Source organism: Nocardia sp. NPDC041819 (assembly GCF_055590505.1).
Genome location: NZ_JBVJAP010000018.1, coordinates 50,423 through 76,660 on the forward strand (window position 1 = coordinate 50,423; position 26,238 = coordinate 76,660).

21 protein-coding genes are annotated in these 26,238 nt (G+C 67.8%); 8 read left to right on the forward strand and 13 right to left on the reverse strand.

The window, feature by feature from the left end:
- Positions 1 to 20 precede the first annotated feature (20 nt).
- The 6 genes from ACZ6DL_RS32880 (at position 21) to ACZ6DL_RS32905 (ending at position 7,014) form a co-directional block, all read left to right on the forward strand.
- Positions 21 to 1,838 (forward strand): hypothetical protein, encoded by a 1,818-nt coding sequence (locus ACZ6DL_RS32880; protein ID WP_466056973.1) that lies wholly within the window; start codon positions 21 to 23, stop codon positions 1,836 to 1,838.
- Between the two features lie 102 nt (positions 1,839 to 1,940).
- Positions 1,941 to 2,135 carry a hypothetical protein gene (locus ACZ6DL_RS32885; protein ID WP_466056975.1) on the forward strand — a complete coding sequence of 65 codons (195 nt, stop codon included), beginning with the start codon at positions 1,941 to 1,943 and terminating at the stop codon, positions 2,133 to 2,135.
- Positions 2,136 to 2,166: 31 nt separating this feature from the next.
- Positions 2,167 to 3,138 carry a hypothetical protein gene (locus ACZ6DL_RS32890; protein ID WP_466056977.1) on the forward strand — a complete coding sequence of 324 codons (972 nt, stop codon included), beginning with the start codon at positions 2,167 to 2,169 and terminating at the stop codon, positions 3,136 to 3,138.
- 414 nt (positions 3,139 to 3,552) lie between these two features.
- Positions 3,553 to 4,230, forward strand: a complete 678-nt coding sequence (locus ACZ6DL_RS32895; protein ID WP_466056979.1) for a hypothetical protein — start codon at positions 3,553 to 3,555, stop codon at positions 4,228 to 4,230.
- A gap of 70 nt (positions 4,231 to 4,300) precedes the next feature.
- Positions 4,301 to 6,154 (forward strand): type IV secretory system conjugative DNA transfer family protein, encoded by a 1,854-nt coding sequence (locus ACZ6DL_RS32900; RefSeq protein WP_466056981.1) that lies wholly within the window; start codon positions 4,301 to 4,303, stop codon positions 6,152 to 6,154.
- The gene (locus ACZ6DL_RS32905; RefSeq protein WP_466056982.1) at positions 6,151 to 7,014 is read left to right on the forward strand and encodes a DUF4913 domain-containing protein; all 864 of its coding nucleotides are present in this window, start codon (positions 6,151 to 6,153) and stop codon (positions 7,012 to 7,014) included. The genes ACZ6DL_RS32900 and ACZ6DL_RS32905 overlap by 4 nt, the downstream gene beginning before the upstream one ends.
- A gap of 55 nt (positions 7,015 to 7,069) precedes the next feature.
- On the opposite strand, the gene ACZ6DL_RS32910 is transcribed toward ACZ6DL_RS32905, so the two are convergent.
- Together ACZ6DL_RS32910 and ACZ6DL_RS32915 are read right to left on the reverse strand one after the other, a co-directional pair.
- Positions 7,070 to 7,621: a GrpB family protein gene (locus tag ACZ6DL_RS32910; RefSeq protein WP_466056984.1), complete on the reverse strand. Its 552-nt coding sequence runs from the start codon at positions 7,619 to 7,621 to the stop codon at positions 7,070 to 7,072.
- A 363-nt stretch (positions 7,622 to 7,984) separates the two neighbouring features.
- Positions 7,985 to 8,446, reverse strand: a complete 462-nt coding sequence (locus ACZ6DL_RS32915) for a hypothetical protein (RefSeq protein WP_466056986.1) — start codon at positions 8,444 to 8,446, stop codon at positions 7,985 to 7,987.
- A 427-nt stretch (positions 8,447 to 8,873) separates the two neighbouring features.
- Here ACZ6DL_RS32915 and ACZ6DL_RS32920 point away from each other — a divergent pair, with 427 nt between their 5' ends.
- A complete protein-coding gene (locus tag ACZ6DL_RS32920; RefSeq protein ID WP_466056988.1) occupies positions 8,874 to 9,200 on the forward strand; it encodes a helix-turn-helix domain-containing protein in 327 nt (108 codons plus the stop codon).
- 116 nt (positions 9,201 to 9,316) lie between these two features.
- Entirely contained in the window at positions 9,317 to 9,868 is a 552-nt protein-coding gene (locus ACZ6DL_RS32925; protein WP_466057081.1) for an ATP-dependent Clp protease proteolytic subunit, read from the forward strand.
- Between the two features lie 176 nt (positions 9,869 to 10,044).
- On the opposite strand, the gene mobF is transcribed toward ACZ6DL_RS32925, so the two are convergent.
- From mobF to ACZ6DL_RS32980, 11 genes are all read right to left on the reverse strand, one after another.
- On the reverse strand, positions 10,045 to 16,191 hold the full coding sequence (gene mobF, locus ACZ6DL_RS32930) for a MobF family relaxase (RefSeq protein WP_466056990.1): 6,147 nt from the start codon (positions 16,189 to 16,191) through the stop codon (positions 10,045 to 10,047).
- A 447-nt stretch (positions 16,192 to 16,638) separates the two neighbouring features.
- Positions 16,639 to 17,367 carry a hypothetical protein gene (locus ACZ6DL_RS32935; RefSeq protein WP_466056991.1) on the reverse strand — a complete coding sequence of 243 codons (729 nt, stop codon included), beginning with the start codon at positions 17,365 to 17,367 and terminating at the stop codon, positions 16,639 to 16,641.
- Positions 17,368 to 17,660: 293 nt separating this feature from the next.
- On the reverse strand, positions 17,661 to 18,047 hold the full coding sequence (locus tag ACZ6DL_RS32940; RefSeq protein ID WP_466056993.1) for a hypothetical protein: 387 nt from the start codon (positions 18,045 to 18,047) through the stop codon (positions 17,661 to 17,663).
- A gap of 81 nt (positions 18,048 to 18,128) precedes the next feature.
- Positions 18,129 to 20,069 (reverse strand): winged helix-turn-helix transcriptional regulator, encoded by a 1,941-nt coding sequence (locus ACZ6DL_RS32945; RefSeq protein ID WP_466056995.1) that lies wholly within the window; start codon positions 20,067 to 20,069, stop codon positions 18,129 to 18,131.
- Between the two features lie 559 nt (positions 20,070 to 20,628).
- Positions 20,629 to 21,009, reverse strand: coding sequence for a hypothetical protein (locus tag ACZ6DL_RS32950; protein WP_466056997.1), 381 nt, complete (start codon positions 21,007 to 21,009; stop codon positions 20,629 to 20,631).
- A gap of 562 nt (positions 21,010 to 21,571) precedes the next feature.
- Positions 21,572 to 22,057, reverse strand: coding sequence for a single-stranded DNA-binding protein (locus ACZ6DL_RS32955; protein WP_466056998.1), 486 nt, complete (start codon positions 22,055 to 22,057; stop codon positions 21,572 to 21,574).
- A gap of 173 nt (positions 22,058 to 22,230) precedes the next feature.
- Positions 22,231 to 24,123 (reverse strand): hypothetical protein, encoded by a 1,893-nt coding sequence (locus tag ACZ6DL_RS32960; RefSeq protein ID WP_466056999.1) that lies wholly within the window; start codon positions 24,121 to 24,123, stop codon positions 22,231 to 22,233.
- Between the two features lie 73 nt (positions 24,124 to 24,196).
- Complete coding sequence (locus ACZ6DL_RS32965; RefSeq protein ID WP_466057001.1) at positions 24,197 to 24,604, reverse strand: hypothetical protein; 408 nt, start codon at positions 24,602 to 24,604, stop codon at positions 24,197 to 24,199.
- Between the two features lie 63 nt (positions 24,605 to 24,667).
- Positions 24,668 to 25,150 carry a hypothetical protein gene (locus ACZ6DL_RS32970; protein ID WP_466057003.1) on the reverse strand — a complete coding sequence of 161 codons (483 nt, stop codon included), beginning with the start codon at positions 25,148 to 25,150 and terminating at the stop codon, positions 24,668 to 24,670.
- Positions 25,151 to 25,357: 207 nt separating this feature from the next.
- Positions 25,358 to 25,978 (reverse strand): hypothetical protein, encoded by a 621-nt coding sequence (locus ACZ6DL_RS32975; protein ID WP_466057004.1) that lies wholly within the window; start codon positions 25,976 to 25,978, stop codon positions 25,358 to 25,360.
- Positions 25,975 to 26,226, reverse strand: a complete 252-nt coding sequence (locus tag ACZ6DL_RS32980; RefSeq protein ID WP_466057005.1) for a hypothetical protein — start codon at positions 26,224 to 26,226, stop codon at positions 25,975 to 25,977. Before ACZ6DL_RS32980 ends, ACZ6DL_RS32975 begins: the two co-directional genes overlap by 4 nt.
- Positions 26,227 to 26,238: the final 12 nt, after the last annotated feature.

Genomic DNA, 26,238 nt, shown 5'->3' on the forward strand with positions numbered 1-26,238 from the left:
AGACGATACGAGGATGCTCGATGACCGAGAACGGCGATGAGCGCAGGCGCCCCACATTGATCGGTCCGCCAGCGGCGGGGCGACACCAACGGTTGGGATATTTGCTGGCGGTCGTAGCGCTGCACCGCGCCCGAGCTGTGTCTGCCCGCCAGCGCGAGTCCCAGGGCACCAAGACCCACCGCGACCGCTTGGGTGACAGCGTCGAGCACCGGCTGGGTGCCGTCGACCTCGCTGGGTCACCAGAGACTCTCACTGCCGCGTTGACCGAGGCAGTGGTGTCGAGCGAGCACTCCACGCTCGCTCGACAGCGGCTGGCACGGCTGGTGGCGCACTACCGCCACACCTACGGGGTGCTGATCGACGCCGAGGCAGCCACAGTCGCCGTCGACCCCGGCTTCGACGCCCTCGGCGCTCAACAGCGCCGCGAAGCCATCCTGCGCGCGCGACAAGCTCGGATGGCCAGACACGCCGCGGCCACGCTCATCTCCGCGGCGGGCTTACCCGCCCGAGACGAGGCACGAGCCTTGCGGGCGGTGTCCGACCCTCGCGGCGGCGAGGGCAACGTCCGGCTGGATGCCGCGCTTACCGCGGCGGGGATCGGCGAATCCGATCGCCGCAGAGTGGTGTTCGTGCTCGCCTACCTGCTCGGCGACACCGCGGAGCTGGATCTGCTGACCGACGCACCGGTGATGGTCGATGCCCGCGCGGAATTGACCGGGATGCTGCGGCGGGAGATGGAAGAAGCCCGCGCACCGCGCCGTAGCGACTTCCTCGGCCCCGAAGAATATGTGACCGGTCCCTGGTTCGAGGCAGCAGCGCTGTCTTTGTCGGAGCCGGACAGGCGATTCGCCCGCCAGCTGCACATGGCGGTGGCCTACGGGTCCCGGATGCCGCAGCTTGCCTGGCCGCGCCAAGCCCACCGCGCGGAACTCGAGCGACTGGTGTGGAACTACACCGCAGCAACGCGCGATGTCCACCAGGCCGCCGAGCGCCTGGCGCTCGACCCCGAAGCGTTCACCGACCGCGTCCTCGACCAGGTCCATCACCTTCTTCGGGACGTGCACGCCACTCGCACCGCGATCGTCGAGCAGATCGATCACGGCGAAGGATTGCTGGGCATCGAACGCGCCCGGGTGCGTCAGGTCCTCGATCAGTTCGCTACCGGCGCGGCGGAAATGCCGGCGTTGCTGTTTGTCAGTGAACGGCACAAGCAGGCCCGAGATATGGCCCGGTATTCCCGCCAAGTGCACGACTTGGCTGACCGCGCCGCAAGGGTGATCGAACAGGCCCTCGACCAGGCGGGGGTCGCAGTGGTGCAGAGGGATACCGCCGACGAGGTGGTGGGCGCGATCAGCGACATCGTCTGCTCGTCGGTGCAGGACCACATCTACGAGCTCGCGCAAGGACGAGAGGCCTATGACGATGACACACGCGGACGGATCAGTTTCACCACCGCAGTGCACACACTTGACCGAGCGTTGTCCGGCGCCGGGATCGATGAGCAGCAACGCAGCCAGCTGCGCGCCAGCCTTGATGAACTCGCCTGTTCCGCCGAAGCGTTGAGCGCGCCGTTTCTGCAGCGGCGCGAGGCCTGGCACGACCGCGTCGCCGACCTGACCTCGGCTGCCGAAACCGAATCGCTCCCGCACACCGCCGCCCCGCTCATGCGCGCACTGTTCATCGAGACAACCCCACCGCAACAAACGGCGCCGAGCACCGGGACCGCTATCGACGCCGTTCTCCCGCCTGGAGTTCAGCGCACCTCCGCAGCGAACCCCGCCGATAGCCAATTCCCCGCACCGGCCGCGGCCGAGAGGGGAGCCTCGGCCGACCTCTAGACACCAGCACCCCCCAGGCGGCCGAGGCAAGCAGCGCGCAGGCCCGCGCAGCTGTCGACAGCGCCCGCGTACAAGCACGCCTCTGGAAGGAGACAGCCCCGAATGGACATGCCGCCCCCGCGCAACGTCGATGTTCCGTGCGCGAACCACCAGCGCGGCTGCCACCGCCTGCGGGCGACCCCGGTCGCTGCCTCGGCGCCACCCCAGACCGCGCGGCGGCGGCCCTGCCCGGCCCGCATGACCTGTCTTGCCGACGGGCAGGCCGGGGCGCAGGCCACCTGGATCGCGGCGGTGTGATCGTGGGTGGCGGGCAGCGGCGGAGCAGGCGATGAGTCGACCACCCTCGACGGTGCGTGCCGGGGACATCCCTGCCGAGCAGGCAGCGCTGCTGCGCACGATCCAGCAACTGGCCGCCCGCACCGCCCGCCTGCGCCAACGCATGCTCAGCGCGGACGCGGACGTAACGACGGTCAGCGAAATGCTCACGCACATCGAGGGATTCACCCAACAGCGCAAACGCGCCGAAACCAGTGCCGACAGCATCGGTGTACCCGCCCAATGGATCAAACGAGCCCACGAATGGGGCCGAGCCGGCCAGGAATGGAGCGACGAGCAACGATTCCCCAAGCCGGCCCGACCGCGCGGCCGCCGGGTAAGGAGCCGCCTCACCGACGACACCCGCCAGTTGAACGACATGGCCGTCATCGCCGCCGTGCGCACGCATCGCCTCACCATCGCCGGCATCGAGCGGGAGCCAACCCCCACGGCAGCACGCCAGTTCCGCGCCAACATGCAGGCCCTGTGGGCTTGCGCTGCCCGCGCGGCGGATGCACTCCGACTGACGCGGCAGGAACCCGGCAGTCCGTGGGAACTCACCGACGCCGACTTGCGGCAGCTCGTCAGCCGTTATGCCGACGTCCCGCTCTCGAGCCTCGATGAGGCATGGCGCCGTTACGCCGCACCACATATCGCTGAGAAAGCACACAATTCGCTCACCGAGTTGCGCCGAACCTTGCACACCACCGCGGTGCCTTCCTCCGCGGTCGACTGGGAGGAGCCGCCGCGGCCGGATGCGCTGATCGCTCGGGCGCAAGACGCATTGCACACCCTGCTGCGTGACCGGCTGTTCGACGATCCCCCTCGCACGCGCCGAGCGCGCGGCGTCGTCGCGCCGGTCGGGTCCGCGATCACCGACATCATGCCGGCCAAAGGCAACCGGGCCTGGTACGCCGCACCCCACCTCGACAGCCGACCTGCCTCGGCAGCCGAACCCCCGCGCGACGTCGGAGTCGACCGATGAACCGCCGACCCCATGAATGCCCCCGCCAGCCAGAACGAGTCGAGGAATATCAGTGAGCGTCCGACCAGCGAGCCGAGCACGAACCCACCCACCACGACCTGACGGCGATCTCGCCCACAGCCAGTCGATAGCACCCACGCCACCAACGAGCACCGCGAACCCGCCTTCTTCCCGAACCGCTCGGAGTCTCGCCTTCGAGATCAGCTGCGCCACAACAGCTACCTGTCATCCAGGCGGCACCGCAGCCGACGGCTCCGCAGCGCATCGATGGTCCTCGACATTGCCGCCAGCAGGCGCGATAACCACGACCTTCGACACCCCCGACGTACCGAGCTGGATACGCGAGACCGAGAAATGACCGACCCCTCTACATCCGCGACCCCCGGCGTCGATCGCTTCGCCCAGTATCGGCTCGTGCCGACAGATGTGCAGGAAGCGCCGATCGAGCACGACTACTCAGCAGACTTCGCGCGAGACGAACTGCACGCCAAACATCTGCGGGGACTGCAGAATTTGGCCGCCCAAGCCCGCGAAGCACGTACCTATTCCGACACCGTGCGAGCACAGCATGCCGGCCCGCCGTCCACACCGCTGGCGGCGGCGCTGGAAAGGGCACTGCGCGCGGCCACCCGTGATGCGAGCGCTGACGGTGTGGCGGCGGAGGGGATCGAACGCGCTATCGCGCTGGGCCGCACTGGAGTGCATTGGCATCAGCAGCCCGCGGATCCCACGTTAGGGCGCTTCGAGAAGATGCGCGCCGCACTCTCCGCCGCCGAAACCGAGACCCAAGCGATGCGAGCACAACTCGAGCGCGTGCCGGCATTCGTCGCCGATGCCTGGAGGCGCACAGTAGCCGAAGACCTGGCGCACCGGTTTGCGACCAGCATGCCCGAACTCCAGGCATCCCGTGCGAAAGGCATCGACGCCACCCAGTCAGCCGAGCACGGTTCCTCCCACCCGCAGAACCCGATCGGCAGCGCGGTCACCGACGCGATGCTCGCAGGCCGCGGCCCCGCGGCCTGGGCGAATGAGTCCTCACCCGCCGACCGGGGCACCGGTAGCGGCATCAGCAGCCAAGGAGCAGAAATATGAGCCACACACTGCCGCACGCGGCCGCGCATCGATCAGCGCAAAGCCGTCGCCTGTGGGGAAGGAGGCGGCGATGAGCCCGACGCGGGAATCGCGGCGACGCACCACCGCGGGCATAGGAGAAGAACTCAGCGCGCTGCTGCTATTGCTGGCAGTCGTCGCGGCCGGTGTGCTGCTGTGGGGCGCGTTGAGTTTGGGCAGCGCCGCGGCGGGGTTGCCGATCCGGTGGAACCCGACAGCGGCGCTGCTCGAGGTAGCCGTGGGTGACCGCGCGTGGCCGTGGCAGTCCACAGTGATCGCTGTCGTGTTCGTGTTCGTGCTCGCGGTCGCGGGCGCGGCAGCCCTGTGGATGCTGCGGCGCCGGGATGACCGGTTGGAGATCGACTCCGCCGCGCGCACGATGCAGCGACCCAGGCAGTTGAGCCTGGCCACGCTGCGCGCGAACGCCGAAGCCGCGCAACGTCTGCTCAAAGACGCACCGCAACAGGTGCGGGCATGTCCGGGTCCGCCGCTGGGGTTCACCGTCGCCGGTGATCTCGCACTGCATGTCCCGGCGGAGATGTGTGTGTTCATCGAGGCCGGTGCTCGCACCGGCAAAACCATGGCCTGGGCGATTCCGGCCATGATGTCGGCGTGGGGGCCGGTGCTGGCCACGTCCAACCGGCCAGACCTCTACCGCCACACCGTCGGGGGCCGCCGCCAGCACGGGCGAGAATGGCTGCTGGATCCTCAAGGGGTCACCGGCAGTGTGCAGGTCGGGTTCTGGGTGAACCTGCTGCGGCAGGTGACGACGTTGGCGGCCGCCCGCAAGCTTGCCTCGTTCTTCGTCTCGGCATCCAAAGAAAAGGACGCTCGCGTCGACAGCTATTTCGATGGCGGCGCGCAAGACCTGCTGGCGTGCTATCTGCTGGCCGCGGCCTGCGCCGGTGGCGATCTCCTGCATGTCGCCGAATGGCTCGGCCACGACCAGGACACCACCCCGGCGCTGATCCTGAAAAAGACGCGCAAACTGCGCCCCGCGCAACGGATCTTGGAGTATCAAGCGCTGTACTCGCGGCAGCGTGACGGCCTGTTCGACATGGCGCGCCGATTCTTGAACGTCCTGTCCGATGAGGTGTACGCGCAGATGGTGTGCCCACCGATCCGGCGCAGGATCACCGTCCACGAACGCGGCGACAACGACATCGACATCGAACTCGGGCTCGACGTCAACAGTCCCCGGCATGATCTGCCCGAGTTCGACCCCCGCGAGTTCGTCACCAGCAACGACACCCTCTACGCGTTGAGCATCGAAGGCCCCGACTCGGCGGCGCCGTTGACCGCCGCTCTGGTCGGGCAACTGCTCGAATCGGCGTTCACCGCCGCGCGGGCCCGCGCCGACGGGCGGTTGGCGGTGCCGCTGCTGGCGGTGCTCGATGAGGCCGCCAACTGTTGCCCCATCTCGCTGCTACCCAGCTACTACACGTATGCGGGCGGTCACGGCGTCATCCTCATGACGTTTTTGCAGGTCCTCGAACAAGGCAAAGACCTGTGGGGAGAAAACGGGTTGAAAACCATGCGAGCCCAGGCGATCGAGGTCTACGGCGGCGGTATCAGCGACACGGAGTTCCTCCAGCAACTGTCCACCGTCACCGACGAGCACGATGTCGCCGACCGCTCCCACAGCGTCGGCCCCGGCGGCTCCAACCGCACGCTGACCTGGCGGGCCGAACCGATCCTCAACGTCGCCGCGCTCGCGGCACTGCCCAAGCAGCGGGCGCTGGTGCGGCTGCCCGGCCACCGACCGATCCTGGTCCGCAAACCCTGGTGGCAACAAGGTGAACACGCTGCGCTGATCACCGCCTCCCTGGCCATGTTCGACGAAACACCGAAACACCCAGTCACCCTCGACCCCGACGACGAGGACGAGGACGAGGACGAACTGTGACCGGCAAGAAACGCAGCACCACAGCCCCACCACCCCCGCCGCAGCGGTTTCCGGACTTCGTCACCTTCGCCGAATCCTGGCTGCTGCCACTGCAAACCGTGCGGCTGGCCGAAGCCAACCGCGAAGGCACCTACACCTGGTGCACCAAATGGTGGGCACACCGCGCCGTCGCCGTCCGCATCGCCCACCTGCATACGGCGTTCGAAACCTTCCGCGCACGCGAAGACGCCGCCGCGGTCAGCACCTATCTGCTGGGGCATGTCGACCGGCACTTCCACATCATCTTCGATGCCGCCAACGGACCCCTGCATCGCTGCACCCGCGCCAAACACGTCGCCGTGCCGTCCCTGCCGTTCGACCCCGTCCCCCCGGGATGGTTCGGTCCCGCCGTCGCCGCCCCGCCGACCGGCGACGGCGGAGAAGACGAGCCGCCGCCGCTGCGGTTTCCCACCTTCGTGGAGTTCACCGAGCAATGGCTGTTGCCGGTGACCTCGGTGCGGCTGATCGGGCAGGGCCGCGAAGGCATGTACACCTGGTGCCGACAGTGGTGGCGCCACCGCACCGTCGCAGTACGGTTCGCTGCATTGCACGCGATCTTCGAAGCCGCGCGCCGCAGCGAAGACCGCAGCCAGATGAGCAGCCTTTTCGTCGGCCACATCGACCCCCACATGCGGCTGATACTCGACGCCGCCAACGGGCCCTTGCACCGCTGCACACCCGAGCATCACACCGACAGCCCCGGACTACCGTCCGCCGACGTCCCGCACGACTGGTTCGCTCCGGTTGGCTCCATCGCCGCCGTCGAGGACGCAGGATTCGGACCAGACTTCCGTTTCCTCAACGACTTCCGAATCTCGTGACCGGGCCTGCCGTCACCGATGGCCTGCCCTGCAAGCGTGGGCCAACGGTGATCGCTCAGACCGGACCGCGCCTGCCCAAGGCACGTGCCACGAACTCAGCTTTACCTTCTGAATACGCTTCACGATCGTGACTACTGCGCGCCGCCAGTCGATATTTCAGGTCCGCGTATCTCTGCGCGAGACCGTCGTCGGCCCGCAGCGCGTCGCGAAACCGGAGCTGCTCGCCCCAGCGGGGTTCTCCGGCCTGGATCAGGTGCAAGTGGGCTTCCCTGCGTCGCCCGGCAGCGTCCGGTTTGACGAAAAAGCGGCGCCAGGGCCGTTGGTCGAGTACCGGAGGCACATAACTCCAGCCCGCGGCAGCGAGGCGCTCTGATGCCTCCTCGATGACAATGTCCAGATCAGAGACGGACGCCATCACATCAATGATCGGCTTCGCAGCCAGACCTGGAACAGCTGTCGACCCGACGTGCTCAACTCCCTCGACCAACCACGGCGCCAGCAGGTCCACCAGCTGCTCGCACTCCACCTTTGCCCGGGCAGGCCAGCGGGCGTCATACGGGCACACCTGCACCACTTCATAAGCCCACGCCGGCGGCTCCTCAACCACCGCGCCACACTACCGCCCAGCATGTGACGTGCGTGGGTGGCGGCGGCCGGTCAATGCGGGGTTGTCGGTAATCGACGTCGATTTGCTGTCTGAGCGCGTCTAGTGCGGCCGCGAGGTGCGGGGTGTCGCTGGTCGCGAAGATGAGTTGCGTCCGTGCGGCGGCGATCTGCCGTCCCACGCGGAGCAGTTGTTTGCTCAGCTCATCGGCGGTAGCCGCGGCTGACGCGGTAGCGGGACAGCCGCCCGGGTGCACGCACGCGTTCAGCCGGTGCGGCGCAGGATGGCCTGCGGTGCTCATGCGTCGAACGTTGGTCGGCGGGCAGCCGGGCTGTGCCGCCACGCATCCGTCGCCATCACACTCGGTTAGTCCGTCGGCTTCGCGTTCACGAGGTGGATCAGTGCGGCGCCGACCCTGTCGTGCACGTGGAAGATCTCTTCATAGCCGAGTTCGAGCATGCCGACTTCGCGGCCGTCGATCCAGTTGATGGAGGCGGGTACCCAGCCGGTGCCGTAGGCGCCGTAGACGTGGCAGGAGCCGCCTACGAGCCGGATCCAGCCGTTGGAGTAGGTGTCCCACCAGCTGGGGTTGAGAATGGCACGAATGGGCGCTTTCGGCTGCTGTTCCCGATATAGGGGGTGGTCGATAATCTGATCCAGCGCGGCCAGCAGCCCGAGGGCTTGGGCCGGGCGGACAGCGAATCCGGAATGGCCCACGCCACCGTCGCAGCGCGCGAGTAGCTGACCGCCGATGATGTGCGCGGATCGGCTACCGAGCTGCACGCACCAGGGGGCCATGTCGGCGGTGGGGGTGAGGATCGTTCCCACAACGGTCACTCCTGTCTGCGGTAGCGGCGTTGCAGCTGCCGCGGCCGTCTCCGGTTGTCGAGTGGTTTATTCCTGTCGGCGAACAGTTCTCGGTGCGCGGCGCGGGTGCCGTGTCGAGCTTCCTGATCGCGTTTCTCCAGCTTGGACCGTAGCTGGAGAAACGCGGTTGTGCGGTGCGCAGCTGCCGGTAGCGCTGGCCACGGCTCGGTGTGGCTGTGGCGCGACGCTCCCGATTCAGGGGGTCGAGGAGCATCGAAGAAAAGTCCCGCTAAGCGGACAGGGTGAATCCTGTACCGCCACCTCGACCGCCCTCGACCTGGGTCAAAGCCTGACAAGCATCCAAATCCGTTTTGCTCTTCACACCAGTCCGGACGGCAGCTTCGGTTCGGACCTGGCTTTATATCGAAAGTGCGATATCGTTTTAGGTATGAGCGAGGAGGTGGCCCCGTCGCCGGACGAGGAATCGCTGCCGGTGTTGCCCGGGTTCCGGGAGATGGCGTTGCGCAGGATCACGCAGGAACGTGCACGGCTGATCGCTGAGCTGGCGCAGCGGCGCCGGGAGGCGGGGTTGTCGCAGACCGAGGTTGCTGCCCGGATGGGTACCTCGCAGTCGGCGGTGGCGCGGTTGGAAGCGGAAAACGCCGATGTGCGGACCTCGACGCTGCAGCGCTACGCCGCCGCGGTCGACGCCCGTCTCACCTTGCAAGTGACGAGCACGCCTGCTGAATCGAATCGGATCGGAGAACAGCCTTGAGAATCGAGACGGGCACACCCACTTCCCGATGGGAGCCCTGGCCGTCGGAGTTTCCGAACTTCTACCCGGCCAGACCCGCGGAACCGCAGTCTGTTCCGGCCCCGCCGCCGACGCACGTGTGGATCGAACCCCGCCAGATCGAACCGGCGCAAGCGTCACTGGCGCAGCGGACAGTGATCGCGCGCGGGCTGTTGGACGCCGCAGCGGCCACCGATTTGTGCGCTCGGTTGCTCACGCTGGACGCGGAGAGCACCCAACCGATCCGGCTCGAAATGTACGGGCTGCAGGCAGATCTGCTCGACGCCAGCACTCTCACTGATGTACTCGACGTCCTTCGGGCGCCGGTGAGCGCCTATGTGAGCGGCACGCTCGGCGGCGCAGCATTGGGAGTGCTCGCAGCATGTGACCACCGCTACGGCTATAGAAGTGCCCAGTTCGTGTTGCGGGAGCCGTCGGTGCGTCTGGACGGCACGCTCAGTCGTGTCGAACCGACGCTCGAACACGCGCGGGCCATGTTCGACGAACTGCTTGCTCGACTGGCGCAAGTCACCGGGCGCGACACAGGCCGGATCCGTGAGGACCTCCAGCAACAACGGATACTCACCACCACCGCCGCCGCCGAGTACGGGTTGATCGAAGGCCCCGCACTCCGCGAACAGTCGCGCTGAACGCACCAGCTGGTCAGCTTCCTCGTGATCCATGCGCGGGCATTCGATCCCCACGTCCAGTCGGGTCCCCGCCCCCCGCCGCGGCACCCCGAGACCTGGATCTGCCAGCGACTTACGGCATATCCGCCCGATTGCTACCGGACTCCGACTCGGCAACACACGACGGCGATACCGGGTCACAACCCCAAGTCGTCGGTTGGCGCGGAGGTCGGTGTTTCGTTGACGCTCGAAGGAGGGTCGAGGTCGGCCGGCTCCGGCGCACGGTGGACGGATGCTCGGCGCGGCTGTTCGCGCTCACGCTCAGCTTGGGAGAGGGCCGCGCGTCGGCGTTGTTCGGCGCGCAGCTGCTCGAGTTGGCGGTGTAAGCCCTCGTGATCAGCCGAGATCGCAGTCTCGGCCGCAGTGGCAGCTGGGGGCGGGATTCTTCCGGGGTGAGCGAGGATCTCATCCCAGCGCTCGGGTGGTCCTGCAAGGAGTTCGGCGTCGCGGTGGGCGTCCTGTGCTGTGCGTTTGGCGGCGGCCACTGTCTGGATCAGCTGCTGTTTGGTCTGGCTGAGGGCCGCGAGAGCGGTCTGCAGGGGTTGGGCGTCGCCTTTGGCGGAAACGAGTTGGGTGCGTGTGGCTGCGATCTTGCGGCCGATGCTGTGCAGTTGCTTGCCCAGTTCGTCTGCCGCGGCGGCGGCAGAACGCGCGTGGGTGATCGCGTCCGCGGCCGCAACACCCTGCGACCGGGCAGCGCCGGGGTCGGTGACAGGCGGCGCGGGAAGGGTTTCGGCGGCTTTCATGCTGGCGGTCAACGCGATCTGTCGGCGGGTGTGCTCGATGCGGTCGCTCAGTTCCGTGTCCGACATCTCGCGCACCGCTTCGGTCGGCTCGCTACGGGCTTGTTCGGCTTGGGTTTTGAGTCCGTGCTCGAGTACCCAGGTGCGGATGCGGTGGCGGTGGGCGAGAGCGACTCGGCGCCAGTCGCGGTGCAGGAACGCCAACGCTTCCGGCGCCGGTCGGGTCGCGGCGACGTGCGCGCAGCGTGCCTCGATGTACAGGTTGGGGTCGTGGTCGGGTATGCCTGCCACGCCGTGGTCGCGGCAATCGCGGCAGAGCCCGTCATCAGGTTCGGTGTCTCCGGTTGCGGGATCGAATGCGGGTCGGTCGAGAAGGGGGCGTTCGAATCCGCAACCCACGCACGGTAGGTCGCGCGGCGGTTCCAGCAGCGCCTGCAGGTGCTCGTCTCGGCTCGGATCTCCCGCGCGGTGGCGGGAACGGGCGGGTTCGATGTCGTCGAAGCGGTCAGGGTCCTCGCTTCGGTGCAGTGTGGTTCTGCGGACGGGGCGTTCGTCGTCGCTGTCCCCGATCCGGACCGATCTCACGACCCCACCCGATTTGCGGGGAAGGTGTTCGTCGTCGCGCGTGCGGTCATCGGCGTCGGGTTGGATGATGTAGTCGAGATAGCGGGTGGTGTAGTCGTAGACCTCGTCTGGTTCCCCTCGCTGTTGGTCGAGGGGGATTTTGCGGGTGGGATCGATCCACTGGCGTCTGTTGCGGTGGTACCAGGGTTGGCTTGTATCACTGTCGCGGCGGAAGGTTCCGGGGTCGGTGTCGGGGATGCAGGCACGGATCAGTTCGGCACGGTCGGGGAACAGCGTGGCGGCATGTTCCAGGCGTGCGCGGGCGACGGGGAAGGCGTAGCGTCGCAGAGTTTCCTCGACCCGTCGCAGGGTGTCGCGTTCCAGCGGGCTGGCGGCGTCGGTGAGCCGGGCGATGGCGTCGGCCGCGGAGCTGACCTGTCCGGCTTTGATCAGGTTCGCGGCCTCGCGGATCTGACCGGCCAGCGCCACAGGGTCGGGAGAGGCCGTAGCTGGTGGTGGACTGTCGGGTGGATGCGCGGCGGTGGGGTCGGTCGCTGGCCGGGGTGGTGGGTTGTCGTCCATGGTGGCCTCCGGGGGCACGGACAGGGTTTCGGCGATGTGGTCGGGGACCGGGGGGATGTCGGGTTCTGTGGCGGGGTGCTCGTCGAGGTCGGGGGGTTCGCTGGGTGGGGGTGGGTCGGGGTAGGCGGGGACGGCGCGGGTGAGGGCGTCGATGCGCCAGGCCAGCGCGGTGGCGAACTGGTCGGGCCGCAACCGGTCATGGTCGTGGTCGGCGCGGCCGCCGACGAGCAGTTCACTGGCGACTTCGAGCAATTCGCGGGGAGTCCAGCCGGATTCGGCGGCGCGGTCGATGGCGGCGACGACCCTCGGCCACGCCGGGTCGGCCAGCACTCGGTCGGCGGCCTCGGCACCGAGTACCGCCCGCAGTTGCGGTGTCCACGCCGGCGCGAGGGGCGCCTCTGCGTGCGGGGTGTCCAGGGCGCTGGGGCCGAAGGTGATGCGTGACCAGAGCACGGCGGCGGGCATCTCGGCGGGCAGCGGGCGTATCGCGGCGGCGGTGGCCAGCAGGGCGGACACGTCGATGCCGGCGCGGTCGGCGGTGTCGAGCCGTTCGGCGAGGATCGGCCAGAACGGGTCGTCGGTGACGCCGACGGCGATGCGTTTGGCGGCGGGGGACCATTTGTTGACCGCGAGGTTGGCATCGCCGATCGCGTCGTTGGTGCGGGCGGTGAGTAGCTCGTGGTGGTGGCGTTCGGCGGCGACGAACCGGGACGGGCCGGCGGGGCGGCGGTCGAGGTCATCGACATGCGAGGCGGCCCGCCACACCGCGAGGTCGCCCAGAAGACTCGGGTCGGTGCCGAGGAGCGGTCGTGCCCACAGCGGTGCGGTGGCCGGGGTGAACGCGGCAGCCGTAGCGCGGATCTGGTCTGCCAGTTCGGTGATGATGTGGGCGCGGGCGATCAGGAACCGGCCGACATCCGGGTCGGTGTGCAGCGACTGCGGGATGCCAGGAAGCCACGGCAGCGGCCCGGGAGGGGCTGAGTGTGCGCCGGAGGTGTCCAGTCGCCAGTCCAGCACCGCGGCGACATCGTCGGCGGAGCCGAGTTCTCGGGCTTTGATCGCGGCGGCGAGTTCGGCGATGGGGTCGCGGCCGGCCAGCAGTAGCCGCGCCAGATGCTGGCGCAACACGATATAGCCGCGGCTGCGGGTCAGGCCGGGCCACAACACGTCGGCTTCGCGGTCGATGCGCGCCAACACCGAAGCGCCGAGGACGTGATCGATGGCGACGGACAGTGCGTCGAGGTAGATGTCGGTGGCGCGCCCCAGTCGCCGCCACGGGTCCAGCGCGTCTCGCAGTTCGGTGTGGGCGGATTTGTCGGTGTCGGCGCGACCGAGAATGCGGATCAGGCGCTCCAGGCCGGTGCGCGGTAACACTGCTTCTTCGGTCCAGAACGACGGTTCGTCGCCGTCGACGGTGGTGGTGAGATACAGGTGGTTGCCCGCGCGGCCGCGAGTGAGCGCGACATACAACTGGGGGCGGGCCTCGTGGCCGGTCAGCGCGGTGTGGCAGGTGTCGGCGGTGATGCCCTGGGCGGAGCCGATGGTGGCGGCGTACCCCAGCCGCACATGGGCGGCGACGTAGTCGCCGGGCAACCGCACCCGCGCGCCGAGCTGGCGGTGTTCGAGCAACTGGACCACGCTCAGCGATCCGTCAGGGTGTAGGTCGGTGACGATCCACCGGTAGCCGTTGCGGACGTAGTCGTCGGCGCCGACGCTCAAGCGCGGGTTGTTGAGGCCGGTGCGGATCGTGTCACCCACCGACGCGTGCAGGGTGTCGGCCAATGCCACCTGCACGCTCGGTGTTTCGCTGGAGGTTGTGACGCGGTGTTGGCGCGCGAGCCGGTTGAGGTCGGTCACCGTGGCGTGGGTGGCGGCGAGCATGACGCTGTCGCGTCCGGCCGTGTGGTCGGCCAGCCACCCAGCGAATGCGGCGTCGGCGACAGCGGCGGGGCTGCCGACGTGGATGCGGCCGTGGTCGAGATAGTAGGCCAAACCCGCCGGGTCGCCCGCACGCAGCAGCAGGCTGGCCTCGCCCTCGGCGTCGTCGACGAAACGCACGATATGGGTGAGGGTTTGAGTGCGGGACCCGGCGGCATGGATCATGTCCTGCACCGCGCCCCCGGCATCGATCGCGGGCAGCTGCTCGGTGTCACCCACCAGCCGGACCGTCGCCCCGCGCGAGCGCAGGAACATCAGCAACCGCAGCCGGGCGCTGTCGGGGATCTGCACGTGCTCATCGACGATGACCAGCGTGCGGGTGTCGATGTCCAAAACCCATTGCGGCAGCGGCGGTGGTAGCCGGTCGGGTTCGAACAGAAACCGCTCCCGCGTGGGGGTGTGACGTGCCAGCACGTGCAGCAGCTTGTCGACCGTCTCCACCCGCACCCGAATGTCGCCACCGAGGACAGCGGCGGCGCGCGCGGTCGGGGCCAGGCCCAGCACGGTGCCGCCGCCGGCCAGCCACGCGTCGGACAGGACCGCCATGGCGGTCGTCTTGCCCGAACCCGCGGGCGCGTTGGCCATCTGCACTCCCGCACCCGAGGTCGCGAACCCACGGATCATCGCGAGCTGGCCCTCGTTCAACCGCCGCTGCTGGTTGCCGGGATCCGCGCCGAACGCCGCGATCGCCGCATCCACCGTGGTCGCGGGAATCGCGTGACCGTCGCGCGTTCGCGCCATTTCGATCAGATCCGCCTCCGCGGCAAGGACCTTCGGGGAGGTGCAGAGCTGGCCGTCGGCGCTGGTGTAGATCGAACGGCCGTCCGCGCGGCGGAACAACGCGGGCACCACCGCCAGTTCGGGATGGGCGGCCACGTCCGGGTTCCCGCGCGCGACCGACCGCGTCGGCGCGAGCGCTTGTTCCTCGACCGCGGCACTCACGCGCGCCCACTGCGCCACCGGCACCAGCCCGCGGATCACCCGCTCGACTTCGGCACGCACATGCGAACGCCGCCACACCGACCGCTGCGCCGACACCGTCGCGACCACGCGGTCCGCGCACTGGGCAATCCAGTCGGCGTCGATCACCGGCCGCACCGGCGCACCCGGATGCAATGCGGCGGTGATCATCGCGGCCAACGCCGCCTGCCCGCCGAGCACCGCGAGGGCTTGGCGTCGCCACGCGGCGCGTTGTTCGGCCAGCGACCGCGCCGCGGGTTTGGGTCCGCGGGTGTCGAGGATGGCGCGCTGCACCAGCTGATACATCTCCACCGGCAGCGGTTCGCGCCCGTAGGTCGCCTGGTGTGCGACGGTCAGCTCACCCAGGCGCGCGGTGATCGCCGCGTCACGCTGTGACCAGTGGGCGTTCAACGCCGGGTCGACACCGACGATCTCCCGGATCGGGCGCTTGCCGGGATCCAGACCCGCGCGTTCGGCGAACCGCACGCCCAGCAGCCGCTCCAGATGCATTTCCAGGCGCGTGTTGTAGATCTCCGAGGCGGTGACCGCGGCACGGTAGAACACCGCGCCATCCAGCGTCCGCCACTGCCCATCCGCAGCCCGCGAGCGGTTAGCGCACACAACATGCGTGTGCAAATCAGGGTCACCGGCACGCGATTCGCGGTGATCGAATTGCGCGGCGATCAGTCCGTCGACCTCGACCTGGCGGACCCCGTTGCGGCCGACGCGGGTGTAGGTGGCGTGCTGCTCGAGGTAGCGCATCGCATCAGCGACCGCGCAATGATGTGCCTGCTCGATCAGTTTCGACACCGCGCGCGGCGCGACCGCCCACAAGGTCGACACCGACTTCACCGGCGAGAACGTCCAATCGAAACCCGCCACCGCCGTGGTGTGCTGACGAGAGCTACGCGCCACCCACCCCGACAACTCCCGGACATCCAGCGGGGGACGGCCGAAGTTCTCGACGAACATCTCCCGCGCGACCGCGGTGCGGATCACGGCCCGCTGCTCGTCGGGGATCGGCGCATACCGGGGAAGACCGAGGTCGGCGTTGTAGTTGGTGAACGCGACCGCGCACCGTTTGCGGTACTCGCTGGCGCCGTTGTAGATCCGGAACGGCGCACCCAACCTCGACGCCTGCGACGCCGCCCGCTTCGCGTCCTTGCGTTTCGCACCCCGCCTGATTTCCTCGGCGATCACGGCCGCTTCGATCGCATCCGCCTGCGGATGGCGACCCAAACCCAGCAGTGCCTTCATCTGCGGCTCGGTCACCACATCCCCGGCCCGCACCGCCGAGCCGTCCACCGGCATCCCCCGGTAGTGGACCGCGAGCCCCGCCAGCCCGCCACCAGACCATCGCCCCGGCGACTCACCGTGCGCGGAGTAGTAGTCCGCCAGGCTCGAGCGCCCCCGCTCGGCCGCATCATGCGCGGCGATATGCCGCAGGTAGTACTGATAGCCGTCGCCAGCGCTGATCTTGGCGAGGGTAACGGTCACACCTCCATGACAGGACCTACTATCCTTTGTCGGCCAGACAATTCGGTGCTGCAAACGGCATTAATGCATTCCCGCAATACATCGCCGTTATCGAAAAGTTATCCGGGATGCAAGAGGTATGACGGGCGAAAAGAAGAAAAGAAGGGGGAGAAGGCTGTCAAGGGATGGAAGAGAAAAGGTGCTTAGAAGAAGATAATGCGAAGGGGAGATGGAGTAGCGCGTTCGTTGGATGCACGTTGCTCAGGTGCATTGGTCGGCAAGTGACGGAGGCGGATGACAGCGCGAAGCGATTGCGCTCGCCCCTGTCATCGGCTCGCAGCGCGCCCTGTCCGCCACGCCGCGGCGATCCGCTGATCGAGCGGATCGCCGCGGCGGCAGTCGCCTCGGGTGCTCCACAGGTGGAGCACGCCTGACTGCTTCCAGCGCAGAGCGGCGATCGAGATGGTGTCAGGCCGCGCTCTTGGGCGCAGTGAGGAGATTCTGTTCGCCGAGCTTGGTCGCGATGAAGTCGAGCACCGCGTCGCGGTAACGTGCCTCATCGAACTCGCCGATACGAGTCAAGGGCGCGGTGATCGTGCTGGGCCCCCAGCCGGGGATGTCGACAGTGACCTCCGCGGTTTCCGGCGGGAGGTACTCTGACAGGCCGATAGCGCGGATCGACGTTTCCAATTCTGTGCAATAGCCCAACTGTTCGACGCCCACCTTGAGGATGGACCGGACCAACTCACGGCGTGCCGTGTCGACCTCGGTCGAACCGGCCTTCGGGTAGGGCGTGTCGATGCCGCCCCACTCTGCGAGCACCGCATCGACGTCGACAGCGCGGGACTCCACTGCGACGGCCTCGGCGGCGACATCCCCGTCGTAGACCAGGCCGACGTAGTCCCGCACGGCCGAGTTGAGCTGCCGCTCAACGGTCGCGCCGACGTCGTACCGGTCCGGGATCCCGTCGACCGCATACAGCTTGAACTCAGCCTGCTGCGACAGTCTCTCCAGGAACCTCGACAGATCGACTGTAAACGGCAGCTCGCGGCTCGGCATGTAGTCGCGCAGCCCCACCGCATCGAACAACCGCTGGACCCTGCTTTCTTCGCTGCCGTAGCGCCGCCAGCGGAGGGTGCGGGCGACGATGATCTGCTTGTCGGTTTCGACGTTCGGGACGGTCTTTTCGGTGGTCACTATTCAGTCGCTTTCTGGCCGGTTGGTTGGCCGCTGGTGGTGGGTGTACCGGTCTGGCACACTCCACTGGCCACAGACTCAAGAGCCTGTGGCCAGTGGGAAGTGTCAGAACGCTGCTGATCAGGTGGGGCCGCATCGTGGTGGAGGTAGCGGCGTTCGCGCGGCGCAGGTAATGGTTCTGTGGGACTGGCGGATGACGCAGGAACCGATCTGCATATGGGTGCCGCGCGTGCAGCGAGTGCCCCGGGTTTGGGGTAAGAGCCAGGCTGTGGCCCTTACCCCGGACCTGGCTCCTAAGCGGGAGCCTGGATGCGAGTCCATCCACGTGAGTCGCAGCGGTAGTAGCGGTTCTGGATGCCTACACGGTCCTCGACAGACAGCGATCGAAGCCGCTTGTCTCGATACCGTTGAGCGACGCCGGAGGTTCCGATATTGAACAGCTCGAACTGCCGTTCAAGGATGGTGTCGTCAGGCGTACCGTCGGTGACGCCTCTGTCGTAGTAGCTGAACACCAACTCGAAGCAGTCTCGGGGTGGGAAGCCGCGTACATCTTTGATGTTGTCGTAGTGGTAGATCCGGATCAGTATCGGGCGGACCAGGACAGCAATGGCATCACCGAAAGTGCGGAAGATGCCGAGCAATGTAGTGAAGGTGTGGCGGATGACGGACTTGGGCGACATGCCTGGCTACTGGGTGTCGTGACACAGATGGCTGGGCCGCCACGGTGGATGTGGCGGCCCAGCCGGTACGCGGTGAAAGGGTCAGGCGGCGCGGCGTGCTGGGCGCTTTTCGGGTTTGACGATGCCGAGTTCGACTCGGCAGGAGGTGCAGTAGCCGTCGGGGTGGACCGCGGTGTCGCGGACGCAGCCGGTGCAACGGTCGCGTCGCTGGCCCTTGCCGATCACCGGTCCGCGCTGGCGGTTGGATCGGATCGTGCGTGGGCGGGCAGGCTCGGCGGCCTGCTGCTGCGACGCGGCGGGGTTCGGAATCTCGGGGTGAGCCTGCATGAATGCCTGGATGGCCTCGGCGGTGCGGCTACCCCTGCCGGATCGCCGCCACTGGTCGCGAAGAAACGTCCTGGCCAGCGTGGGGTACTCGCGGGCGAGGAATTCACAGTGGGCGGTGACGGTGTCGCTGTAGGTGAGCCCGTCGGGCAGCGCCGGGATGCCTGGGCGTCCGTCAGCGCGGCAGTATTCGCACAGGCCGTCGTCGCTGCGCTGCCGCTCGGAACCGTGCCGGTCGAGGCTGGAGCGTTCGATGAAGCACCAGACGCACCGCCAGCCGGTGACTGGCGGGTTTGCGGCCTTGTCGTGATCGACTTCGATGCCGTCGCCGCGGTGTTCGGGGGCGTCGCGATAGTCGGTGCTGATCCAGATCCCGGTGCGGATGGACGCTCGACGCGTCGAGTCGTCATCAACAGACAGCAGCGGACGAGCGTCGTAGTGGCTGTCGCCCAGCTGTGTCGAGATCTCGTGCACCAGTTCAGGTCTGATCTGGTCGCGGTCGGCTGCGTGCGCGTGGGAGGGCTCGGCGCGGTAGCCGTCGGCGTGGACGGCGGCGGTCGAGCGTGTGTAGCGGGTGTTCTGACGTCGGTAGGCATCGGCGACGACCTCAGCGGCGTTCTCGACACGGGCCGGACCAGCCTTGGGCCGCTGCGGCCGGGGGTCGTCGTGGAGTGCGGTGTAGGCCAGCTGCTCGGCGACGTAGTCGAGATACACGCGATCCCAGTGCTCGGCGACAACATCGGAGGGCAGAGCGCGGCTGCGGCGGATTCGCCAGCTGGGGTCGGCGGCCCGCTGTTCAGCGCGCACGGCTGCCTCGGCGGTCGCGGCGATCCGGAACGGGCGCACGAAGTCGCGCCCTGCGCGAATCGCGGCTTCGTCCCGCTGGATCGGCACCTCGATGATGAGCGCGTTCTCGCGAGCGGTGTTGCGTGAGCGGCGGACCCGGTCGAGGTTGGCCTGCCAATCGGAGAACAGGTGCCACCGGAAGTACTCGGTCACGAGCGGTGGTTCGACGGGTCGGCGGATATGTGCCGCATGGACCGCGACACCGTGGCTGGTGAGGGAGTATTCGTCCGGATACGTCGGGCGGTGGATGATCCCGTCGCGTTCGAGTTCGCCCAGCCGCACGCTGAGGGCCTCGGCGACGGTCTTCGGCAGGACTCGGCGCAGGTCGTACACCTGGCGGGTGCCGTGCGTGTCGAATTCACGCATGATCAAGTGCCAGGCATGACGGCGAGCGCGGTCGGCGATCGCGGCGGGGGCGTGGACTCGACGGTCGGTCTCAGGCTTCGGGCGTGCGCTCAGCAGCGGCGGGCGGAAGGCGTGCCGCAGCGAGGGCCGAGGCATCTCCGCGACGTCGAGGCCGGTGTGAATGATCGGTCCGATGTCTTTGATGTAGAGGCCGGGATCGGTAGTGGGGGTGCAGCTACCGATGCGCTGTTCGTGCTCGGGATGAGCCTTGCCATAGCGCTGGAGCGCTTTGCGTGCCTCGTCGAAGGGCACGCGGCTTAAGCAGCGTGCGAGCACGTTGAGGACATGGCGATCCTCGGGCAGCGCGAACGCCAAGGCGTGTGTCGCGTGTGCGAGTGCCGCTTCGCGACGTCCGGGCAGCAGCCGGTCGATTTCTGCGAGCGCTGCCAGGAAAAGGTTCTCCTGGGGCGGGTCGAGCAGCAGATTGCGGTTCATGAGAGTGCTCACGTGGTGTGGTCCTGTCTACGTGATCAGATGGCGAGATCACCCCGCCGGAAGTGGCCGCTCCCGAAGGGATGTTCGGCTGGTCGGGTGACCAGCCCGAGGGCGTGAAGCCAGGTGGGAGGACGACGCGCGGGAGGGAACGCGCCGTGAGGGCGGCAGCGAATTTCCTGCGCTGAATCGTCATCGCATGCTCCGGCCAGCGCGGCGCGCCCGGGGAAATTCGCTGACGACCGGGCGCGGGCCCGGACGCGCGGCGGCCTCCCACCTGGTAGCCCTCGGATCGGGCTGGTCACACGACCAGACGGGCATCCCGCCCACCCCGCCCACCTCACACCGCACCCCCGCCCCGACCGCCGCCTCCGGCCGGTGCCAGACCGCACGAGCAGCGCAGCAACAACGGCAGGGAGGCCGGGCAGCCTCCATCCCGGAAACGCGAACTGCTCACGGCTATTCGGAAGCCAGTCGTGGTCTCATGGACGCGGGCGGCGAGGAAGGCAGCTGTCGGTGTGAGCGTCGGTGGGGCATGCACAATCGCGGCGACGACACCGGCGGCTGGAGCGTGTCAGATCAGCTTTGCCCTGATCGCGTAGCGGGCGATGGCCGCCGACCGCATGGCGTGGGCAAGTGGCAGTGCTGTTGTGCCGGTAAAGCCGAAGGTGGTTGCGATGTGCGCGGCGACCAGGGTCCGCAGTCGCGAAAATTCCCTGCCGGACAGTTGTGCCACGACGGCTGCCGCGCGTTGTGCGGTGTCCAGACTGGCGAAACGCACGGGCCGATGTTCGCGCCCCTTATCGTGCACGTACAGAAGGCACTGGCCGTCGTCCTCGCAACGGATAACGGCGAACAGCCGAGTTTCGCGACGTACCGGCCGGAAACCGAGAGACCAGTCCACCGGGAACCGGGCTTCGAATCGATGGGGACTGGCTTGGGTGAAAGTCAGCATGAGGCGTACCTTCCGGTGAGATGTGCTGTCGGATAACAAGCAATGGCGAACGGGCTCCGTGACTGCGAAGACGACCATCGATGACGATTTCGACGTGAGAAGTCGCCATGTCCGCGCTGCGGTGCATCCGGCGGCCAGCTTGTCGGCAATGGCGTATGTGGCTGCGCCGCAATGCCGTAGGCCGGAATATGTGCGGTGTACCGAAGGCAAGGTCGCGTGCGAGCGACAGGCGTAGCCACCGGCCGGTCTGGTCGATGGGATGTCGGCGGCTTCCCAGTCGCGAGAAGATCCGGATGGACAGCGGTGCGGCGCCGGGCGCTGCGCGAGTTGGGCGGTGCGCACAGCAGGACGCGAAGCAACCGAAATGCAATGTGCCCGGCATCAGGCCGGGCACATTGGGTCGAGCAGAAGTCCGTGGACTTACCGCCGAGGCGGTTCCCGGCCAGGACTGCCGACATCACCGCCTTCGACAGGACCGAAGAAGACGGTGATGGCAGTCAGTGTATCGGCTCGAGCGCCCACCGCCGCACGCAAGCAGCGCGACGGCAGCGGTTTCGCATGACTAGAATCCGGGGTCGCCCGAGGTGCCACTGGCCCACGGGTCGTCGTGCGCGCCGACACCGACCAGCGCGCTGGCGCGCTCATTGTCGGCAGGCGCGCTGCCTGCGCCGAATCCGCCAGCGCGGGAGGTCTTGTTGACCTTCGCGGTGGCGTAGCGCAGCGACGGGCCGACCTCGTCGACTTCGAGTTCGACGACCGTGCGCTTTTCACCCTCCCGGGTCTCATAAGAGCGCTGTTTGAGCCGACCACTGACGATCACCCTCGACCCGCGTGTCAGCGACTCGGCGACGTTCTCGGCGGTCTCTCGCCAGACATTGCAACGGAGAAACAACGCCTCTCCGTCCTTCCATTCCTGGGCGTTGCGGTCGAAAACCCGAGGGGTTGAGGCGACGGTGAAATTAGCGACCGCTTGCCCGCCAGGGGTAAACCTGAGTTCGGGATCAGCCGTGAGATTTCCGATAACAGTAATGACCGTATCGCCGGGCATCATCTACTCCTTCGCGCTAAAGATACTGTGGGCGAGCGTGTTGCGCACGATTCCGGCTCGGGACCTGAGCAGACGGGCGCGGTCGACTGCCGCCTCGGCACCAGCGGAGCGATCCGCGCGGCACTCGATCTGCCGTGTCGAGCACGGTCGGTGCCGGGCCGTTCCAGGGAATGTCAGTGGCGCTGGGCCGCGCTGGGTGTGTCGGTGACCGTGGGGAGGTGGGGAAGGTCGAGACCGGCGTGCGGATCCGGGAACGCCCGCCCGTCGCGGTCACGTGCCTGCACGGTCTGCTCGATCCGGCGGTTCCACTGCGTACGGTGCTGCTGCGAGTGGGTTCGGTGCAATCTAGCCGAGGTGACGTAGCCGTAGAGCATCGAGCGAAGGTCCGCCCGGACGGACGCGTCCGTGCCCGCTTGTGCGAGCGTGCTGTCCACGAAGTCCAGCGCGTGCTCGTATTCGAAGGTGTCGCTTTCGGCGTTCGGCTCGCCGGTGGCGAGGTCGCGGACGTACTTGTCGATGGCGCGCAGGTTGATCGAATCCGCGTCGTGCGGCGGCCCGTGTTCGTCGATGACGAATGCGTAGACTGGTATGCCTGCGCTTTCGAGGACGCCGGTGAGCAGCGCAGGCACGCCTTCACTGATCGTCATCCCGGCATGGAAGTCGCGCAGCGTGTCATGAGCGCGCATGTGCGCCTCGTTGACGAACCGCACGCGCGGCAGGTCTGTTTCGCCGGAGTCGATGGCCTCGAGCATGTGCCGGACGTGCAGGCGTTCCATCCACAGCAAGCCATCACTGTGGTGGAGCTGGTGAAGGATCGTCGCGCGGTGAGCGCACAACTGTCCGACCAGCCGGTCTACGTGGTCTCGGAAGCCGGCGGGCGCCGATCCGCTCATCGTCGGCTCTTCGGCCAGGTGCTCAGCGCACTTCTGCAACTCCCGCACCGCGGCCGCATAGCCGGTCAACGCATAATCCAGGGCTGGTCGGCTCACCGTGCCCGGCCACAGCGGCGGACAGTCGACGGCGCCGGTGAGGATGGCGTCGCGCCGAGCGGTCGCGAGTCGCTGGTCGGCAGGTGCCAGGACCGCCACTGCCTCCTGGAACACCGGGCCGGTCAGCACCCAGTCGCGGCTGTAGAACAGCTCCCACCGCGTGGGGTCGAGCGCGATCTCCAGTTCGTCGCGCAAGACGCCTCGCTGATCGGCGCCAGGGTCCACGAGCACCGGCGCGTCGGTGAGCATCTCCAGATCGTCGGCCTGCCAGCACAGGTAGTCGAGCACGAACAACGCCCTCGTGCAGTCATGGTCGTCGACACCGGCCGCGCGGAGTCGGGTGCGCAACTGGTCGCGCTCCGGACGCGAGCGGGGGATCACCAGCATGTCGAGCAGACCGGCACTGGCCGTCTCCGGCGGTCGCGCCACCGACAGAATGTGGCGGGCGGCCGCCAGCGCGGCGCGTTCTCGTCGCCACCGCAACGCGTGGCGACGCCATCCCTCTTCGGCTGCGGCATCGAACGTCGAGTCCACCGTGATCACGCGGGCGTCGAGATCGATGACCAATCCGTGTTCTCGCCGGTAGCGCTCCAGCACGCCCGCTATCGCCTGCTGTGCTGCCGTCTCATGCCGCCGGGCGACCAGTTCGCCCAGTGCCGCGGCGAGGTCGTGCTCGCCGGTCGGGTCCCCGGTACCGGACTGGTGGTCGAAGCCATCCAACTCCGCACCAAGATGGGGGGCGGGCGCTTCGTAGCCGCGATACAGCGCTGCCCACGCCAGCAGACACGCCATCTGTTGGCGTTTCCCGAACAGCCGCGGCTCCTGGGCCAGTACCGGGCCGGAAGCCATCGAGCTTGCGGCGCGCGGTTCGGCCGTCATCGCCGGGCGGTCCTCGGTGGCCGCACCGGCGCGGTACTGCTCTACGATCCCCGCCTGCGGGGGTTGGTCGCTACGGGCGGTGGTGGCGGCCGCTGATGTGGTCGGTTCAGGGGGCGAGTGAGGCGCCCGGATGTCGCCGGTGTGCCTCGGCGGCGGGGGTGTTGTGGCGTCGGTGTCGGCGCCGCGGTGGTAAGTCATGCTTGGTCCTTGTCGATCGATGCAGCTGCGTTGGTCGGCCGCGGTGGCGTGCCCGCTGAAGGTGGCGGTCGGATCACCGCTGGGGAACCTCGTGACCCCAAGGAGGTTCAAGGAGTACGAGTGCCTCGCGGGTGAGGACGTCGATGATCTTCTGCCAGCTCGCGGCCTTGAGCTCGTCGTCCTGCCCGTTGGGGCTGGCGATCATGGCCGAGGCGGGATCGGTGGCTTCCCCGGGTGGCCGACCTTGCGGGAAGTGGTAGGTCCGGGCCGGGATTTGCCACAGTCGATGCCAACGGTTGTCGGTCTTGTTGAACGCTTCGACGGCGAAGTCGCTGTGTGATGGGTAGGTGTCGACGCGCAATGTGTAGAGCAGGTGCACGCCGAAGCGGACGACCCTGACCTGAACCTCATTGACCTGTGCCTTACCTCCGACTATGTCGGCGCTGGTCAGTGTCGGGGCGCCGGAACCGGAATCGATCATGAAAATCCCTCGATGATGGAAAGGATGACCGCCGGGAGGACGGAGTCGGCGGAAACTGGTGGGTTAGAGACTGGATGGGTCCGCGTCGCCGCGGGACGAGCAAGGACAGGCGGAGCTGCGGTGTTCTCGATCGGCCCACGCACGCAGGCCGCCGGCGGCGATGGTCGCGATGAAGATCCAGATGAACACCGCGACGGTGGCTGGAGCGATGGCGACGCACACCGCGGCCAAGAGCATCGCAAGGTACAGCGCCACCCAGACACGACGGAAAACGTCCTCCATGATGTGCAAGCGGCGAGCGGTCCGCAGCTGCCGTGGACTGGGTGCGAGGAATCGCGCGGGCGCGCACTTGCGGCACCGCGCCGTGTCGCGGTGGCGGAAGTACAGGACCGGCGCTGCCGCCGTCAGGGGAATGCAGGCCAGCCACACGTAGGCGTGTACGGGAAGATAGACCGACATGGTCGCGATGCCCGCCGCGATGAGCAGAATCTCCGGGCAAGCGCGGCTGATGAGGCAGTCCAGATCCCCACCCGAGGGAGGCCTCACGCGAGATCCGTTGCGGCAGAAGGGTACACAGGAGAAGAAGACAGCACGAAATTCGGGGTCTTTCGATAGCACAGGAAGCCCGCACGCTGGCCTGCGCTTCCCAGCGCGCAGGCACACCCGCGGTGCAATGGATTGGTGGCGGCAACCACGAGCAGTGCGCCAATGTTGACGGATCCGGTATCCGTCACTGGTGCAGGCGGTGGTGGGCTAGGAGACCACAGTGGTGGCCGGGATCAGCGTCGGAAGTGACGCGGCCGGTTGGGAAGCCTGACGGATGCGGGTCGCGAGCTCGGCCAAGGCGTTCGCCGACCAGTCACCGTGCGCTGCAAGCATTTCCAGCAGAGATGCGTCCTGGCGAGCGGGGTCGTGCGGTGGTGGGTCGTCGAAGTACAGTGCGCGGTGCACGCCGACGCCACGCTTGTCGTAGGTCGTGATCTGAATGTGGTCCTCACGGCAGTGGCCGAAGCCTCGGATGTGGATGCGGGTGGCGGCGCGGCGGTCGATGAGGAAACGGTGCGCGGCGTCGGGCTCACTGCCCTCGTGCGGGTGGGCGGTGGTGCCGAGCCCGCCGCCGGCGCTCAACGCCACAGCGAACCCTTCACCGCAGTCGCTGTGCCAGTACCGCGCGCCCGGCCGGATATCGGAGTCATCGACGCTCATTCCGGGCAGCACGGTGACCGCATTGCCCGCCAGCCAGTGCTCGACATACACAAGGCGCCGCTGCTGGGCCAGCATTTGTTCCACACGACCCCACACCGCGGCGAGGACGCCGGGTGCGGTGTAGGCGGTGAACTCCTGCTGCCGGGCGCGGTCGGCGATCGGCATCATGGCAGCTGCCCCTTGCTGAGATCGGGCAGGTCGCCGCTGCTGACAGGCCCGTCTTCGGCGGGGATGATCTCGAACGGGTCGGTCTCGAGCAGCATCAACCTGCGCCCGTTATCCCAGCGGACATCGATCTGGCGGGCGGCCGGGTCGAGACGTTTCACCGTGCCGGTGGCGTCGATCTCGAGGGGATACTTTTCCTCGGGGATGGTTCCGGTGATTCGGACACGGTCACCGATATCGGGCCAGGGCATGGGGCATCTCCT

What these genes read in the sequence shown, in the direction of transcription:
- ACZ6DL_RS32900 (WP_466056981.1), top strand. Translation starts at nt 4,301, where the DNA reads ATGAGCCCGACGCGGGAATCGCGGCGACGCACCACCGCGGGCATAGGA.
- ACZ6DL_RS32965 (WP_466057001.1), bottom strand. Translation starts at nt 24,604, where the DNA reads ATGATCGATTCCGGTTCCGGCGCCCCGACACTGACCAGCGCCGACATA.
- ACZ6DL_RS32955 (WP_466056998.1), bottom strand. Translation starts at nt 22,057, where the DNA reads ATGCCCGGCGATACGGTCATTACTGTTATCGGAAATCTCACGGCTGAT.
- ACZ6DL_RS32880 (WP_466056973.1), top strand. Translation starts at nt 21, where the DNA reads ATGACCGAGAACGGCGATGAGCGCAGGCGCCCCACATTGATCGGTCCG.
- ACZ6DL_RS32890 (WP_466056977.1), top strand. Translation starts at nt 2,167, where the DNA reads ATGAGTCGACCACCCTCGACGGTGCGTGCCGGGGACATCCCTGCCGAG.
- ACZ6DL_RS32940 (WP_466056993.1), bottom strand. Translation starts at nt 18,047, where the DNA reads ATGTCGCCCAAGTCCGTCATCCGCCACACCTTCACTACATTGCTCGGC.
- ACZ6DL_RS32920 (WP_466056988.1), top strand. Translation starts at nt 8,874, where the DNA reads ATGAGCGAGGAGGTGGCCCCGTCGCCGGACGAGGAATCGCTGCCGGTG.
- ACZ6DL_RS32980 (WP_466057005.1), bottom strand. Translation starts at nt 26,226, where the DNA reads ATGCCCTGGCCCGATATCGGTGACCGTGTCCGAATCACCGGAACCATC.
- ACZ6DL_RS32960 (WP_466056999.1), bottom strand. Translation starts at nt 24,123, where the DNA reads ATGACTTACCACCGCGGCGCCGACACCGACGCCACAACACCCCCGCCG.
- ACZ6DL_RS32950 (WP_466056997.1), bottom strand. Translation starts at nt 21,009, where the DNA reads ATGCTGACTTTCACCCAAGCCAGTCCCCATCGATTCGAAGCCCGGTTC.
- ACZ6DL_RS32885 (WP_466056975.1), top strand. Translation starts at nt 1,941, where the DNA reads ATGGACATGCCGCCCCCGCGCAACGTCGATGTTCCGTGCGCGAACCAC.
- ACZ6DL_RS32975 (WP_466057004.1), bottom strand. Translation starts at nt 25,978, where the DNA reads ATGATGCCGATCGCCGACCGCGCCCGGCAGCAGGAGTTCACCGCCTAC.